At 43.8% G+C, this 15,287-nt stretch carries 16 protein-coding genes and 1 pseudogene; 9 read left to right on the plus strand and 8 right to left on the minus strand.

Annotated features, from left to right (window positions below; all coding sequences use genetic code 11):
- Nucleotides 1–141 precede the first annotated feature (141 nt).
- The gene (locus tag R7H07_RS11685) at nt 142–486 is read left to right on the plus strand and encodes a HopJ type III effector protein (protein WP_005375560.1); all 345 of its coding nucleotides are present in this window, start codon (nt 142–144) and stop codon (nt 484–486) included.
- A gap of 38 nt (nt 487–524) precedes the next feature.
- Here R7H07_RS11685 and R7H07_RS11690 read toward each other — a convergent pair whose 3' ends face one another.
- Entirely contained in the window at nt 525–833 is a 309-nt protein-coding gene (locus tag R7H07_RS11690) for a cysteine-rich CWC family protein (protein ID WP_080276966.1), read from the minus strand.
- A 144-nt stretch (nt 834–977) separates the two neighbouring features.
- On the opposite strand from R7H07_RS11690, the gene R7H07_RS11695 reads away from it, so the two are divergent.
- Complete coding sequence (locus tag R7H07_RS11695; protein ID WP_005375557.1) at nt 978–1,193, plus strand: DUF3820 family protein; 216 nt, start codon at nt 978–980, stop codon at nt 1,191–1,193.
- A 40-nt stretch (nt 1,194–1,233) separates the two neighbouring features.
- Nucleotides 1,234–1,479, plus strand: coding sequence for a hypothetical protein (locus R7H07_RS11700; protein WP_033906842.1), 246 nt, complete (start codon nt 1,234–1,236; stop codon nt 1,477–1,479).
- A 251-nt stretch (nt 1,480–1,730) separates the two neighbouring features.
- Here R7H07_RS11700 and yidZ read toward each other — a convergent pair whose 3' ends face one another.
- Nucleotides 1,731–2,687, minus strand: a complete 957-nt coding sequence (gene yidZ / locus R7H07_RS11705) for an HTH-type transcriptional regulator YidZ (protein ID WP_033907131.1) — start codon at nt 2,685–2,687, stop codon at nt 1,731–1,733.
- Complete coding sequence (locus tag R7H07_RS11710; protein WP_053307823.1) at nt 2,662–3,867, minus strand: MFS transporter; 1,206 nt, start codon at nt 3,865–3,867, stop codon at nt 2,662–2,664. Before R7H07_RS11710 ends, yidZ begins: the two co-directional genes overlap by 26 nt.
- A 576-nt stretch (nt 3,868–4,443) precedes the next feature.
- Between R7H07_RS11710 and R7H07_RS11715 the strand changes: the two genes are divergently transcribed.
- Nucleotides 4,444–5,694, plus strand: a complete 1,251-nt coding sequence (locus R7H07_RS11715) for a DEAD/DEAH box helicase (protein ID WP_206958925.1) — start codon at nt 4,444–4,446, stop codon at nt 5,692–5,694.
- 151 nt (nt 5,695–5,845) lie between these two features.
- Here R7H07_RS11715 and R7H07_RS11720 read toward each other — a convergent pair whose 3' ends face one another.
- Nucleotides 5,846–6,262 (minus strand): VF530 family DNA-binding protein, encoded by a 417-nt coding sequence (locus R7H07_RS11720; RefSeq protein ID WP_005375544.1) that lies wholly within the window; start codon nt 6,260–6,262, stop codon nt 5,846–5,848.
- Nucleotides 6,263–6,680: 418 nt separating this feature from the next.
- Here R7H07_RS11720 and R7H07_RS11725 point away from each other — a divergent pair, with 418 nt between their 5' ends.
- Nucleotides 6,681–8,138 (plus strand): DUF3360 domain-containing protein, encoded by a 1,458-nt coding sequence (locus R7H07_RS11725; RefSeq protein WP_053303744.1) that lies wholly within the window; start codon nt 6,681–6,683, stop codon nt 8,136–8,138.
- 131 nt (nt 8,139–8,269) lie between these two features.
- Here R7H07_RS11725 and trpB read toward each other — a convergent pair whose 3' ends face one another.
- The 4 genes and pseudogenes from trpB to R7H07_RS11745 all read right to left on the minus strand — a co-directional run bounded on the left by trpB (nt 8,270) and on the right by R7H07_RS11745 (nt 11,329).
- The gene (trpB, locus tag R7H07_RS11730; RefSeq protein ID WP_005375643.1) at nt 8,270–9,493 is read right to left on the minus strand and encodes a tryptophan synthase subunit beta; all 1,224 of its coding nucleotides are present in this window, start codon (nt 9,491–9,493) and stop codon (nt 8,270–8,272) included.
- A gap of 400 nt (nt 9,494–9,893) precedes the next feature.
- A pseudogene (locus R7H07_RS11735) lies at nt 9,894–10,202 on the minus strand (S1 RNA-binding domain-containing protein); the annotation flags it as partial.
- 359 nt (nt 10,203–10,561) lie between these two features.
- Nucleotides 10,562–10,774 carry a cold-shock protein gene (locus tag R7H07_RS11740; RefSeq protein WP_005375644.1) on the minus strand — a complete coding sequence of 71 codons (213 nt, stop codon included), beginning with the start codon at nt 10,772–10,774 and terminating at the stop codon, nt 10,562–10,564.
- A 306-nt stretch (nt 10,775–11,080) separates the two neighbouring features.
- Entirely contained in the window at nt 11,081–11,329 is a 249-nt protein-coding gene (locus tag R7H07_RS11745; RefSeq protein ID WP_005375646.1) for a hypothetical protein, read from the minus strand.
- Between the two features lie 289 nt (nt 11,330–11,618).
- Between R7H07_RS11745 and pcp the strand changes: the two genes are divergently transcribed.
- From pcp to R7H07_RS11765, 4 genes are all read left to right on the plus strand, one after another.
- The gene (gene pcp, locus R7H07_RS11750; RefSeq protein WP_017821091.1) at nt 11,619–12,257 is read left to right on the plus strand and encodes a pyroglutamyl-peptidase I; all 639 of its coding nucleotides are present in this window, start codon (nt 11,619–11,621) and stop codon (nt 12,255–12,257) included.
- A gap of 197 nt (nt 12,258–12,454) precedes the next feature.
- The gene (locus R7H07_RS11755) at nt 12,455–12,718 is read left to right on the plus strand and encodes a hypothetical protein (protein WP_005375648.1); all 264 of its coding nucleotides are present in this window, start codon (nt 12,455–12,457) and stop codon (nt 12,716–12,718) included.
- A gap of 63 nt (nt 12,719–12,781) precedes the next feature.
- Nucleotides 12,782–13,768, plus strand: a complete 987-nt coding sequence (locus tag R7H07_RS11760) for a CobW family GTP-binding protein (RefSeq protein ID WP_017821090.1) — start codon at nt 12,782–12,784, stop codon at nt 13,766–13,768.
- A gap of 170 nt (nt 13,769–13,938) precedes the next feature.
- On the plus strand, nt 13,939–15,231 hold the full coding sequence (locus R7H07_RS11765; RefSeq protein WP_005375652.1) for a DEAD/DEAH box helicase: 1,293 nt from the start codon (nt 13,939–13,941) through the stop codon (nt 15,229–15,231).
- Nucleotides 15,232–15,287: the final 56 nt, after the last annotated feature.

The following is a 15,287-nucleotide window of genomic DNA, read 5'->3' on the forward strand; positions in this document are numbered from 1 at the left end:
ATTTCCGCAATTGGAATGATAGAGCGCTGAATGACGTTTGATTTGGTAAGGCTCTGAATATATGTATGATTGATGACTCTTATATTGGCTTTTTATGAAACTAATGTGTCATCAATATGATGAAGTAGGGATAGAGGAATAATGGAATTAAAATCGTTTTTAGATTTATTGGCAGCGTCACCAGAGCAGGTCGAATTTGAAGCAACGATGGCGGTGATCGAAGATAACTATACGTTTGAGCCAACCGCTTTTGTAAATGGTGAGACACAAAACAATGCAGGCGAGAACAACGGTTCGTGTAAGATCTTCGCTTTCGGTTTGCTAAACAACCTAGACAAAGAAGCGACGCTAGCCTGCTTTGGCCGTTTTTATCGTGAAGATGTATTGCAGCATCCAGAGAACAGCGATCACCAGAATATTCGTAATTTTATGGTGACAGGGTGGGAAGGCATTAAGTTTGAAGCGTCCGCTTTAACCGCTAAATAAACACCAGTCAGAAAACGATGATCAGTAAGCCAGTCGTATTACGCGACTGGCTTTTTTTCTAGACATTTTCGGCACAAACACAGTTGGTTGGCGCTTGGCTTGGGTAAATCACGGGTTTCAATAGTAAAGCACCAGCATGTCTCTTTGCCTGCGGCGATATCACAATGGGCTTGAGTCCCGCACTCAGGACAACTGTGCGTTGAATCTTCTCCTGCGATTTGTTCGATAATCGCATCTCGTTGGAGATCGGTTTTGTCTTTCCATTGGATGATTTCATCCATCGTTCGGTGACAACCAGAGCATATTCCGGCGTTATTTTTACATGCAGCTCGACAAGGTGACTTCATTGCTTTCTCGTTCTCATTTTTTATGCCGCGTACTCTAGCATAAAGCGAGTCAAGGCCGCCAAAAATAAACGTGACTGCGATTTGCTGGTGAGGAGGGAGAACCAGTGTTACCCTTGGACGAGTTACCTTAACTCTCTGTCACTTATGTTAGAAAAAGAAAACCTCATTAAACTCGCTAGAATGCAAATGCCATTTGGGAAATATGCAGGGCGAGTGTTAATCGACCTGCCTGAAGAATACTTACTGTGGTTTGATAAAAAGGGCTGGCCAAGCGGCGAGCTAGGGGATTTGCTCAAGCTATGTTTAGCGCTCAAAATTGAAGGCTTAGATAGTGTCGTGAAGCCTTTGAAGCGTATGTAACTAGCCACAGAAACTCCCACTCTTAATGAAAAGACTTATTATGAATTTTGATATCGATGCACTGAAACATCACCAATTGGTCGAAGATGGTAAACTAGAGGGATGTTACATTCATCAGCCAGCTCAAGGTAGCCAACACAATGACAAAGCTGTTTTGGCAGAGCGCCAAGCGTTGGAAAAGTTGGGATATAAGGTAATACAGCTTAAAGCTAAAGGCGGGACAACAACGTTTGCCGAGGCGATGCAAAAGCTTGCGAAGGAAACTGGTCACCTGCCTAAGGAGTAAGTGAGTGTAACCTGCCACAGCCTTACAAGTTCTCCCACCAGACTATTTTTTCATTCAAAAGAGCCAGACCGTTAGGCTGACTCTTTTTTGTCCCCAAATGAGCTGAAATCAATTTCGAAGTGGATAATAGAGTTCAAGATTTTCAAGTATTTAATCTAATAGAAGGCAAGATCACACTCCTACGCTTATTGACAACATAAAGGGGGAGAATGTCTATTCCTTTACTTTAAATGTACTTAAACATTAACTGTTCAACTTGTGCCATACAGGCTCTTTATCGTCTCCCTCAACCACACGATTTTAGGGTTCTGGTTATTGCGCTTGTGCCAAATCATAGTAAATGGAATCAGTAGCTTGTGCTGATAATCTTCAGCAACGGGGATAGGCAACGCTATTAAGTTGGGGTGAAGCTGTTCGCAGTATCGCTGACAATATTTTGGTGCTGTGGTTAACATTTGATGGTCGGGCTTTTCTGCAACAAATAAAGCTTGCTCGAAACTCGCCATCGTTAGGCTAACGTTTCGAGTGTGTCCCTGCTCAGCCAAGATCTCATCCAACACCCAACTGTCATTTTTCTCCCATGCTACATTGATATGGGCATAGCTTAAGAAAGTATCCAAATTCCACTCTTGCTTGAGCGCAGGATGATCTTTGCGGACATACACCATAGGTAAATCTGAGAACAACACTTCGAAGTTAATGAAATACGGTAGCAGTTCTAACGACTCTTTGGAGCGAGGATGGCTTTCGCGGCCAGTAAAACCAATATCCACTTCACCGCTAGTGATGGCATCTAATGAGTCCTCATCCCAGTTATGGTACTTTACCGTTGAGTCTGGGTAAAAGTCATGGATTCGTTTGGTCAGTTCGTCGACCATGATGAGTGACAATGGCGACTCTACTCCAAGATGAAATTTAACTCCGCTTGGAACATCATCACCTCTGAGTGAAACAATCTGGTTACCGATCTGCATCCAGTCTGACAAAAGCACTTGCACGTTTGTCGCGAGATTTGTTGGTTTTAGGCCTTGCGGCGTATTCACAAAAAGCGGGTCATCAAACCAAGCGCGTAGTTTGCCTAGAGACTTACTCACGGTTGAGGGAGTTACATTAAGTTTTTTCGCCGTTTTAGTAACACTCTGCTCTTGCAGTAGCAATTGCAGAGTGAGCAGTAAATTAAGATCAAGTCGGGCAAGAGATTTCTTCATGAGGCTCACTAACGTTATGATTTGGAAATAATAATATTACGGAGAGTCCAATAACGCCACTAGCAACCAACGCTATCATTAACATCATCACGGCCGACACACCTAGCGTCGCCATCAACCAAATGTAAAGTGCAGACCAAGAAACCTGACCTATGCCAAGCATAGAGCTTGCAAGTCCAGCTTTGCGTGAGAACTGGCTTAACGCTTGGCTCATCGCCACACCAAACCCCATTGGAAAACTCATGCTGAGCAGAGTGAATCCTACCATATAAAGTGTCGGACTATCGCTATTCAAGTGAGCCGCGAGAATAACGATAGCCGACAGAAAATTGGTCATTTGTGCAGCGAACATCAATGTGGTTTGTTTGAAGCAAGAAAGAGCAAATGGAACTGAAAACGATGTCGTCATACCTACCATCGCGAGTAGTGCCATCGTTGTTGAATATTCGCCTCGAGTAAAACCAATTGAATCCATTATTATCATTGGTGACGTATTTACATAAGAGAGAATAGCTGTGACGCCTAAAGATGTATAAATAACGCGCGATATGAAAAAGCGGTTAGATAGTGATTCGTTCGAAGCTTCACTCACCTTTAAAGTTGTGCGCTTGGTTTTAGGCAAGGTTTCTTTCAAGACAAAGCAAGCAATTAAACCTATCACAACACCCATTATCGCCATGGCAGTGAATAACACGGGCCACGGAAACTTGATCATAATCAGATTGCCGATCACGGGGGCAAGTACTGGAATAGAGCAGATAATTCCATTAAGCATCGATAGAACCTTAGCTCGCTCTGGGTCCCCTAGAGTGTCACGCAAAATGGCAAAGGCCACTACATAGCAACATGCGGCACCTACGCCTTGGAAAAAGCGCATTATTAGGAAGCTATTACTGGTCTCAGCAGAGCCCGCGAACATTGATGCAAGGGTAAAAATCACTGCACCGCAAATGGCAACAGGTTTGCGTCCTAAACAATCAGCAGTTCGCCCAACAAAAACCATAGTCGATGCTAGACCAGCGAGGTAAATAGAAAAAGCAATATGAAGTTGTGATTCGCTGGCAGACAGGTCATGGGCGATTTGTGGTAAAGCAACCAAGTAGAGATCTATTGCCGTAGGATAAAGCAACACAAAGGCGAAGCTACATATCAGATATCGGGATAAATTAATTTTTTCCATTACTACCTCGTGAAGGAATTGGGCTTACGAGGATGATATGCAACATTACTCATCTTGGCGCGTTACCTTTCTGACAACAGGTATTTCCATATACGACATCAGTAACGATTGTGGCTATAGCAGTCAAATTTGCCCTAAGAAGAACCGTGGTATTGGGAGAAAGTAATCTATACAACCGAGTCCACTACATTAGTTAAATAGACAACGATGGACATTAGTGACCTGGAGTTTTCTCAAGCTATATTAAGCTCTCAAAACCACAGGGCTTAAATAGTGTGGTTAAGCCTTTGATTCGGATGTGGCCTGCCTTTGTAATCTCTTTCCCCAAAATACAATGTGTTTTGTTTTACAGGAGTCAGAATGCCTGGCTCCTTTTCCCTTTGCTTATCGCGAACGCTACCATCTTGGTCGTAGAGTATTGGTTACCGAAACCATTAACTCATGTTAGTGAAAGGAAATTCCTGAACCCTATAGTGCTTCTTTCACCAATCTTCTGTTTGGGCCATTATCTCTAACATCCAGACGCGAAATAGCATAAGATACACGGCCTTTACTAGCACTGAGCCACTCATCGTAATGACAGATAAAACACAGCAAGCGACATTTGCCGATCTTGGCCTGATTCCAACCTTAGTCGAGCGACTAGAAGCGTTAGAATACAGCCAACCGACACCCATTCAATCCCGTGCTATTCCTGATATCCTTGAAGGGAAAGATATTATTGGTGGTGCCAATACGGGTTCTGGTAAAACCGCTGCTTTTTCGCTGCCAATCCTGCAAAAAATTGTTCAGCAAGACGGATCAAACAATCGCCGTGGTAACTTCGTTTCTCACCTGATTTTAGTTCCAACTCGTGAGTTGGCATCACAGGTGGCATACAACGTCAAATCTTACTCGTACCATCTTAGAGATAAGATCAAAACGGTTGCCGTATTTGGTGGTGTATCGGTGAACCCACAAATGCTAGCGCTTCGCGGTGGCTGTGACATTATCGTAGCTACGCCGGGTCGATTACTTGATCTGGTATCCAGTAACGCGATTAAGTTGAGCCAAGTAGAAACGCTCGTCCTTGACGAAGCCGACCGAATGTTGAGCCTCGGATTTACCGAAGCACTGAATAAGATTCTTGCGTTACTACCAGAGAAGAAACAGACGCTGTTATTTTCTGCTACTTTCCCTGATAAAGTCACGACGCTGGCTCAGCAGTTGCTCCGCGACCCTGTTGAAGTTCAGTTGCAGAGCGCAGAAGCCAGCACTTTGGTGCAGCGCGTGTTTAGTGTAAATAAAGGTGAGAAGACGGCGGTACTCGCGCACTTAATCAAACAGCATCAGTGGCGACAGACTTTGATTTTTGTGAACGCTAAGAATGCCTGTAACCATTTAGCTCAAAAGTTGTCAAAACGCGGTATTACCGCTGAAGTTTTCCATGGTGATAAAGGGCAGGGCGCTCGTACTCGTGTCCTTGACGGTTTTAAGTCTGGCGAGATTCAAGTTCTTATTGCCACTGATATCGCAGCACGCGGCCTTGATATTGAAAAACTTCCAGTGGTGATTAACTTCGATCTTCCGCGTAGCCCTGCTGATTATATGCATCGAATCGGTCGTAGTGGTCGTGCTGGTGAAGTAGGTTTAGGATTATCTCTTATCGATTACGACGACTACCACCATTTCAAAGTGATAGAAAAGAAAAATAAGTTCCAACTTGAACGCGAGCAGGTAGTCGGTTTTGAAGTGGAAGACGATCAGAGTGAAGCCTACTTTTTACCAATGAAGCCGCGAGCGAAGCCGGCAGGTACGGGTAAAAAGAAGAAAAAGCGTAATCAATAGAAAACGTAAACTACATGTGAGTTTACTTACGGGAGTTGTTAGAGAAAAGGAATGCTCACTAGCTTGAGTCTTCGCTTCTAGCCATTCCTTTAAAGAACAATAGAGCCCTGCTGGAGCTACCAGTAGGGCTCTATTGCTTTTCAAGATAGTGTTATTGGCGACGAGCAGGGCGTCCGCGAGGTGAACGCTTTTTAAATGCAGACGCTGCTTTGGCTTGTGACTTAAGAATAGAGTCAACGGTTAGCGGCATTGGCTCTTTAGGTTCAAGGCCATGAGGGAAGGTACGAGCTCTTGGTGGTAAGTTGTATTCTTCTTCGCTCGCGCGTGGCATGCGCTTAAAGCGATAAAGGTAAAAGTTTTCTAATTTTTCTCTCGCCCATTCGGTTTTCTTTAAATACTTCACGCTACTTGCAATCGAAGGCTTAGTGTTAAAGCAATTAAAACGCATTGCTGTATCTAGAATGTCCCAGCCGTAAAAATCCACTAACTCTTGCAACATAGTCTCTAGCTTTAATCCGTGCAGTGGATTGTTCTGTTGCAGCTCGATTCTCTCTTCGTCAGTCATCATTTTTAAGGGCCTTACTCATTAAAGGGCGGAGTTTAACAAAGTATACAATGTAGAGATATCTATAGTTACTTTGCGATGGATGCGAGCACAGTGCTCTCTACCTTGAAAGTATAAATCGGAATTGGCCGCTCTACTTGGCTCTCTGCTCAAAAATGACTCTTAAAAGTTCAAGCGTCCCAGCTCGATGTTAAATTATTGTGTAATAAGTGAGATTTTTGTTGTTCTTTTACTAATGTCTAATATTCCTACCCATAGCAACACATGCTTAATAAGCTCAAAATCAAAATTGGTTCATGCCGCTTTCTTAGTATGGCCTAGAAGTTTGATGTGGGTGTTGTCTCGTATTGGTCGAAGGCCTGTCTACCAAGCGAAACTCTAGTTGACGTAGTTCAACGTTGAAACATAAAAGGATGACTCAATGTCTGACAAAAGTAAGACTTTTTACAGGGATGTGCGCAAAAAACCGCATGAATTTGAAAGCCGAGAAGACTTTCTAAATCATGATTTAACCGTCATGAGTTTCCGTCGCTGGGGAATTCATTTGCCTTCACGTGATTACAGTATTGAAATCGAAGACTGGGTACCGGCATTAGCAGCAACCATTGGTAAAGTGGTTATGGTCACTGCCATGGTTTCCGCTTTTGCTGCTCAGTTTGGTTTATCTCCGGAATTCATTGCAGAAAACGTGCGTTACGAATTACTTATCGCTGGAGCCCTGTTCGTCATACTGTTTTCTGCCATCCTAAACCCGAATGCAAACTTAGCGGGAACCCATGGCCCAATGATACCGCTGATTCCTATGATTGCAGCTGCAGGAGGGCACCCTCTCGCGCTAGGTTTGATGGTGTGTGTTTTTGGGTTAATTCTCGCCTTAACCAAAGGTGGCTCTAAACTCATGACTCTTACTGGTATCGGGGTTCGAGGAGGGTTGTTGATCTACCTTGGTGCCGTTGGGTTGCTCGGGCAAATTAATAAGACGGAAGCGTGGGCTGCAAGTACGGACCAAGGTTACATTTCGTTTGTGGTCATAGGCCTAACCGTTATGGTTTACGCTTACTTAGCCAAGATCAATAAACGTTGGCTCGCTATCCCATTGTGCTCTGCACTCGCGGGTATTGTTGCTTATTTGATGGGCGCTGAGTTTGCTTTTACCACAGAACCGGGCCTACCTAATTTCAGTCCATTCTACTGGTGGGGCGAAGATACAGGCTGGCAGCTAGGCTGGCCAACCCTAGAGCACTTTATTGCCGTGACTCCATTTGCTCTACTGGCAGTCGCTATGTGGTCCCCTGATTATCTCGGCCATCGTGTGTTTCAAGAACTTAACTACCCAAAAGAAGCGAAAGGTGTACTCATGGATGTCGACGACACGATGGTCGGAGCATCTGTTCGTCAGGGGGTTGGTTCACTCTTAGGGGGCGGAAACCTAGCTTCTTCTTGGGGAACGTACATGATTCCTGCCGCAATTGCCAAGCGTCCTATTCCAGGTGGCGCTCTGTTGACGGGTTTCATGTGTATTGCGGCGGCGGTAATTGGCTACCCAATGGATCTAGCAATGTGGGAACCTGTTCTGCGCGTTGCTTTGATTGTGGGTGTATTCTTACCACTCCTTGAAGCGGGTATGCAGATGATCCATAAGCATAAAGATTCACTCAGTGCAGGTATCTGTATTTTTGCCTGTGCATTCGTTAATCCAGTCTTCGGTTGGGCAATCACGATGCTGTTGGATAACCTCGGGCTTATCGGCGACCATGAGCGTGCTAACGAACTATCGCGCAAAGATAAATATCTGATTCCTGGCACTGCGTTTATCGTATGTGCAGGCTCCCTTGCTATTGTTGGTCAGCTTCCAGGCATTCCAGCTCTTATCGGTTAATCGAATTATGCTCTAAAGGTATAGTGAGAGCAGTGAGTAAAGGGACTTGCTTCTTAAAATAGTAGACAAAAACAAAAAGCTACCTAGTACCAGGTAGCTTTTTGCATGTAGGGTTAGGCTACGGAGTTAGGCTATATGAGTGATTCAATGCCGTATTTTGCGCCGTAGTGTTCAACGACAAAATCAATGTCTTTGTCACCACGGCCTGATAAGTTGATCAAAATCGAGCCGGTTTCTCCTTGCTGTGCGAGTTTAATTGCGTAAGCGACAGCGTGTGAGGATTCAATAGCAGGGATTATTCCCTCTTCACGAGACAGCTCAAAGAAGGCATCAATCGCTTCGTCATCACTGATTGAGCCGTAATTGACACGGCCAATGTCTTTTAAGTAACTATGCTGAGGTCCAACCGATGGGTAATCCAAGCCACTTGCTACAGAGTACACTTCCTGAGGTTCGCCTTGCGCATCTTTAAGCATGTAAGACTTAAATCCGTGCATGATACCTGGCTCACCGAGTGTGAGTGTTGCAGCATGCTCGCCAACCTTTTGCAAAGAGCGGCCCGCAGGTTCAACGCCGTGAATGGCGACTTGTTCATCCTCTAAGAAAGCAGTAAATAGCCCCATCGCGTTAGAACCACCTCCAACGCATGCGACGAGATTATTGGGTAACTTGCCGGTCATTTCTTTGAATTGAACTCGTGCTTCGTTACCGATAATTGATTGGAAATCTCTCACCATTTTAGGGAATGGGTGAGGGCCAACGACAGAGCCTATCGCATAAAGTTGTGTATCAGGATCTTTCAGATAAGCTTCGAATGCAGAATCTACCGCTTCTTTGAGGGTTTTGCGCCCATGAGTGGCAGGAATGACATTAGCACCAAGGATTCTCATGCGGACGACATTCGGATGTTCTTTGGCGATATCAACTTCACCCATGTAAATATCGCATTTCAAGCCAACCAATGCCGCGGCTGTAGCAAGCGCAACACCGTGTTGCCCTGCGCCAGTTTCTGCAATTAGTTTCTTCTTACCCATCTTTTTAGCGAGAATGGCTTCCCCTAAGCAGTGGTTAATTTTATGTGCGCCTGTATGGTTTAAGTCTTCGCGCTTTAGGTAGATGTCTGCTCCGTATTTTTTAGACAAGTTTTCCGCATGGAAGATTGGGCTAGGTCGTCCAACAAAGTGCTTATACAGGCGAGCGAGTTCCGCTTTAAATTCAGGATCTTTGCTGCATTCCTCATAAGCTGCGTTGATGTCATGCATGATTTGTTCAAGCTCAGGTGGAACAAAACTACCACCGTATTCACCAAAGTATCCTTCTTCGTTGGGCATAGTGAGATCAAACGAGTTTTTCATTATTTACATCCTAGTTAGCGAAAGTATTGATACTTTTATACCCAAAATTTAGAAGTGGTTGTGTGATCAGTTGCTTAAATCAGAGTTCGCGATCTAGTGCACTAGTTAAAAAGTACAGCTTGTGTAGGGGATAATAGTTGTGATGTAGAATCAGGTGGTTTGAATAGGTGCAAAAAAGCCTCGAGAGATCCTAGGCTGTCATAAGAACCTCTCGAGGCAAACAGAGTGCTGGAAATACACTCTGCGATGGTGTCTGGAAACAAAAATTAGATTCGTTTCCTTTGTCAGATATTAGGGTTTTAGAATGAGTCGATGTCAGCGAAATGTCACAAGTTAATTGCGGTATTAAAAGCTTATTTTTTATTTTTGATTAATGGATTAGAAAGTAACCTAAAACAGACTAACCTACCGTGTGTTCTGCATCTTTTAAATTGAACATGATCTTTCTTTGTTTCGAATCGACGTTTTTAACCAATACGTGCACTTTAGTCCCTAAAGTAAACGTGGTGCTCTGGCTAGAAATTTTTTGTTTGACTGCATCAAATTCGAACTCACCATTTTGGAAACTTGATAAAGGAATGAGACCTTCGATTCGGTTTTCCTCTAACTCAACAAATGCTCCGAAGTGTGTGAATCCAGACGCTGTCCCTATAAAGTGTTGTCCGATAAATGGCTTCATGTAATGGCATTTCAGTGCAAACTCAATCTCTCAGCTAGGGATAATGTGCTCGTAATTATTAGAATTTATTGATTGAGCAGATATATTTAATTTCATTTTTTCTCTTATATTCGCCAATCGCTTTTATTTTATAAACTTTATTTTTATGAGCAAAGCATGAGGCGAAGTGATTCAGATATGAATGAGATTAATTTAGTTCCAAACTGGAATTGCAAGGTAGGCGGTGTGATTACCTAAAGATGTATACCAAAGTGACTTTATTGAAAGTGATTAATGATGGTGTGGGAGAGGTAAGTGATTTGGGTATATAAACTTAGATAGAGAATAGTAAGGGCAGTAATAAGTGGAAGGGGATTGTGGCACCAACAACATTGATGCCACACAAAGAATTACAGTGCAGTTACTTCAGCTGCTTGTAAACCTTTGTTACCTTGTTCAACAACGAACGATACTTTTTGGCCCTCAGTAAGAGTTTTGAAGCCTTCAGAAACAATAGAACGGAAGTGAACGAATACGTCATCACCGCCATTGTCTTGAGAAATAAAACCAAAACCTTTAGTTTCGTTGAACCATTTTACTGAACCAGTTAATTTATTAGACATAGATACCTCTATATTTGATTGTTTTAAATATTGAATTTTTAGCTAATATCAAGTGCTACTATATGATTTTAGAGATAACTATTTTGTCGCAGGAACGTAAACGAGGAATTCGATGTGGAACTGAGAGAAACTTTGATCTTTAATTACATTAATAGCTCTTTCCGTAAGAGCTGATGTGCAGTATACCGACAAAATTAATAAAGGCTAGCCTTTTCTTTTTTATTTTTTGAGTACACCAAGCGCATTGCTTTCAAAGCATACGCTTGGTGTATAAGACGGCGTGATGTTATAGGTGGCGTCGAGCGCTTAGTGTTTTCTGGTTGGGCCGTTACGAACGATGTCTTTACCATTGTCATATACGTGCTGCGAAACCCAGCGACCGAGGAGCAATTGGTGCTTTTCTCCTAATACGGCAACAAATGGACGGCCATCGGTATTAGAGGTGGCTAGCGCAACGCCAGTGACACCTTCAAGACCCAGAGCGCCGCTTTCTACTAAATGCAGAAATGCCTCTAACTCTTCAATCGTTTCGATTACATGGTTATCAATATTCATTGTATTCAATCTCTTCGAATTGCATTGCGGTCGCGTACTCTACCTAAGTTAAGCGTGGAAACCAAGCTTCTACGTGCGTCATGTAATGAGAGAACCTTGCCCTGCCACTAATCATCAATAAGTTAGTCTCGATAGTCCGGAACTTGCCTAGATTCAATGAGGCAGAAAACACTCTCTGGTTAGACATGAGTCACATAATGTTGTCTGGTTTATCTCATCAATACTTTTGCTATTGGATGGGGTGAAGGGGAGTGCAATAATTTGTGAAACTCTTTTCCTAAAGGCTGTTATGAAGAAAGTCCTGATTACCGGTTTTGAACCTTTTGGTGGTGACGCCATTAACCCCGCCTTAGAAGCGGTCAAGCAATTAGAGGCCGCGGCCATAAAAGGAGGTGTGATAGTTACTTGCCCAGTCCCCGTAGTTCGATATGACTCGGTGAAAGTCGTTATTGAAGCAATAGAAGCGCACCAGCCAGACTGTGTGATTACTGTAGGGCAAGCGGCCGGGCGTAGCGCGATAACCCCAGAGCGTGTCGCAATCAATGTCGATGATTTTCGTATTCCAGATAACGCTGGTCATCAACCGATTGATGAACCCGTGGTGGCTGATGGTCCTGATGCTTACTTCTCGACACTACCGATAAAGCGTGTTGTGCAAACATTGCAAACGCAGGGTATACCTAGCCAGATTTCCAACAGTGCTGGAACATTTGTATGTAACCACCTTTTTTATGGCATCCAACATTACTTGAAAGACAATCCGATTCGTCACGGGTTTGTTCATATTCCATTATTGCCAGAACAAGCAGCAGATGGCAGTCAGCCTTCTATGTCTCTGGAGATGATAGTCGAAGGGCTAAGGCTGGTGGCGCAAGTTTGTATTGCCAATGAAAACGACATATTGGTCAGCGGCGGGTCGATTTGCTAGTAAGTGTTTTAAAATCCAGTAAGTATATGAAAGATAATAATAAGCTCGTCGTTTGATGTTGTAGTAAATGTTAGCTTTGTCAAATTTCACAAGTAGCGAAAGGAGTAGCATTGAATAGTCAGGTTGGATGTTGTTCAAACTGGCATTCCTCTAGTACAGGAGGTGTTAGGGGCTAACTTTACGAAAGGCGAGTTATTATGAAAAGCAACAAAAGTAAGTCAATCGCACTTATCTCTGTCGTTGTTTTCGCGTTGGCTATTGCTGCGCTTAAATTCGAAAACACGCTCGGAGTTCTTCCCATCGTAGTCGCTATTATCGCGTTTTTTACTTGCGTTATTTATACCAGTAGATACCTGTCTGATATGAAGCGTTCAGAGTTGATAAGTCAACCCAAACAAGCTCGAAAAATGTGTTCCAACGCATCACGCAATGAGCTTGATGCGTGCGATAAAAAGCGTTGAAGCGAGTCACATTCTCCGTATACTTTGCTGGAGCATTAATGCACTAACGTGTCGGAGATAAGCATGTCAAATCGAGTACCAACCAACATACTGACCGGATTTTTGGGTGTCGGTAAAACGACCACGATTTTAAATCTACTGAAGAACAAACCGGAAAAAGAAAACTGGGCGGTTTTGGTCAATGAATTTGGTGAGATTGGCATCGACGGTGCATTGATGACCGACCAAGGCGCGCTGATTAAAGAAGTGCCGGGTGGTTGTATGTGCTGCACTGCGGGTGTGCCGATGTCGGTAGGTATCACCGCATTATTGCGTCAAAAACCGGACCGTTTATTGATTGAGCCGACAGGCCTTGGTCATCCAAAACAGGTTATCGCGACGCTTACCTCACAGCAGTATGAACCTTACGTTGATCTTAAAGCGACGATTGCCTTGGTTGATCCGCGTAACTTAAGTGATGAAAAGTATCTTTCTAACCAAAACTTCGTGGACCAGTTAGACAGTGCAGATGTGGTTATTGGTAGTAAGGTTGACCTATGTTCCAGCCACGACCTTGATGTGTTTAATGACTGGGTGACGGACCAATCCCCTTCAAAAGTATTCAGTAAGCTTATTCATGACGGTGAGTTGCCGATAGAAGTCTTGGATATTGAGCGGGTTTACGGCAGCGCTTCTTCCCATATCGAGTCACATCATCATGACCACGCTCATCAAGAGCCTCAATTCCAATTGGCGCCTGGTGAAGCCTTTGTGCGCAAAGAGAACAAAGGGCAGGGTTATTTTAGTTGTGGGTGGTTGTTTGGGGCAGAGTATAAGTTTGATTTTGAAAAGCTTTTCTCTATGCTTTCGGACTTGACCGCAGAGCGTGTTAAAGCAGTGGTCAATACGGATCAAGGTTGTTACGCGTTTAATGTTGCCAACCGAGTCGTGTCGGTGAATGAAATCAGCTTAGAAGGCTTTGAATCACGATTAGAAGTGATAGATTCTCAGCTGTTGCCATGGGATGAGCTTGAGCGAATTCTCCTTCAGTTATCTGGCATCAAACATTAAATCGCGCAAAGGTTAAACGAAAACGGTGAACCACTAATATATCTGTGCTCACCGTTTTTTCTTTTGTAGGATTTCAATGAGAAAAGTGAGATAAATCACTCAAATTCGGGTATAGTGCACGGCTAAATTTTTAAAGCTATTTTTAGTGGTTTGTTTAAGGAATACGCTCAATGTCATTTTCATCTCAAGGTTTTGCGCCAGAAGTGGTTAAAGCACTGGCAGAATGCGGTTATGAAAAGTTAACGCCAATTCAACAGAAGGCGATTCCAATGGCTCGCAAAGGCCATGATATTTTCGCTACAGCACAAACAGGTACTGGTAAAACGGCTGCGTTTTCTCTGCCTATGATTCAGCAGTTGCTAGACAGTAACCGTAGCGCTTCTCGTAAGACTGCTCGCGCACTTATCTTGGCTCCAACTCGTGAGCTTGCTGAACAAATTGCTGACAACATCAAAGCTTACACGAAGTACACGAACCTGTCGGTGGCTGCGATTTTCGGTGGCCGTAAAATGTCTTCTCAAGTAACGGCATTAGAAAACGGTGTAGATATCCTAGTGGCTACACCAGGTCGATTGGAAGAGCACATTGAACAAGGTAATGTCTCGGTCGCACACTTAGAGTTTTTAGTGTTTGATGAAGCAGACCGTATCTTGGACATGGGCTTTATTCACGCAGTACGTAAGATCATGCTAGATGTGGATACTGATCCGCAAATTATGATGTTTTCAGCAACGACTTCGAGCCAACTAAATCTGTTAGCAAAAGATATCCTGCGTAAGCCTAAGCGTATTGAAGTTGAGCGAGCGAATACGACAGCACAGACAGTTGCTCACGTGTTATATCCAGTTGATCAAGAGCGAAAAACGGAACTGCTTTCGGAGCTGATTGGTCGTAAGAACTGGAAACAAGTGTTGGTATTTGTGAACTACAAAGAGACCGCAAACGAAGTAGTAAAAGAGCTGAAACTTGATGGTATCAAAGCGGTGGTTTGTCATGGTGACCGTGCTCAAAGTGCTCGTCGTCGTGCGTTAGAAGAGTTCAAGTCCGGTAAAGCACGTGTCATGGTGGCTACCGATGTCGCTGCTCGAGGTCTAGATATTGAAGATTTACCTCACGTTGTGAACTATGACATGCCTTTCCTAGCGGAAGATTACGTTCACCGAATTGGTCGTACAGGCCGTGCAGGTAAACAAGGTCATGCCGTTTCATTTGTAAACCGAGATGAAGAGCTCACGGTTGTTCAGGTTGAAAATCTAATCCAGCAGCGAATTCGCCGTATTGAGCTTGCAGGCTATGAACCAAAACAGCGTGAATCTTACATTGAAAAGCTGCACTCAAAACCAGCGTTTAAGAATCGTCAAGGTCGTCGTAATAACCCGAACCAGTCGGCAACAGACCAAGGGTCGGCAGAGCGTCGTCTTGCTATGGTGAAGCGCCTGAAAGCGCGTCGTGGCGCAAAGTAAATTACATCCGTTTTAGATGAAAAGAGCCCCTCAATATAGGGGCTTTTTTTGTTTTG

Origin of the sequence: Vibrio sp. Vb1127 (assembly GCF_033338735.1) — a bacterium.
GTDB classification, from domain to species: Bacteria; Pseudomonadota; Gammaproteobacteria; order Enterobacterales; family Vibrionaceae; genus Vibrio; species Vibrio alginolyticus.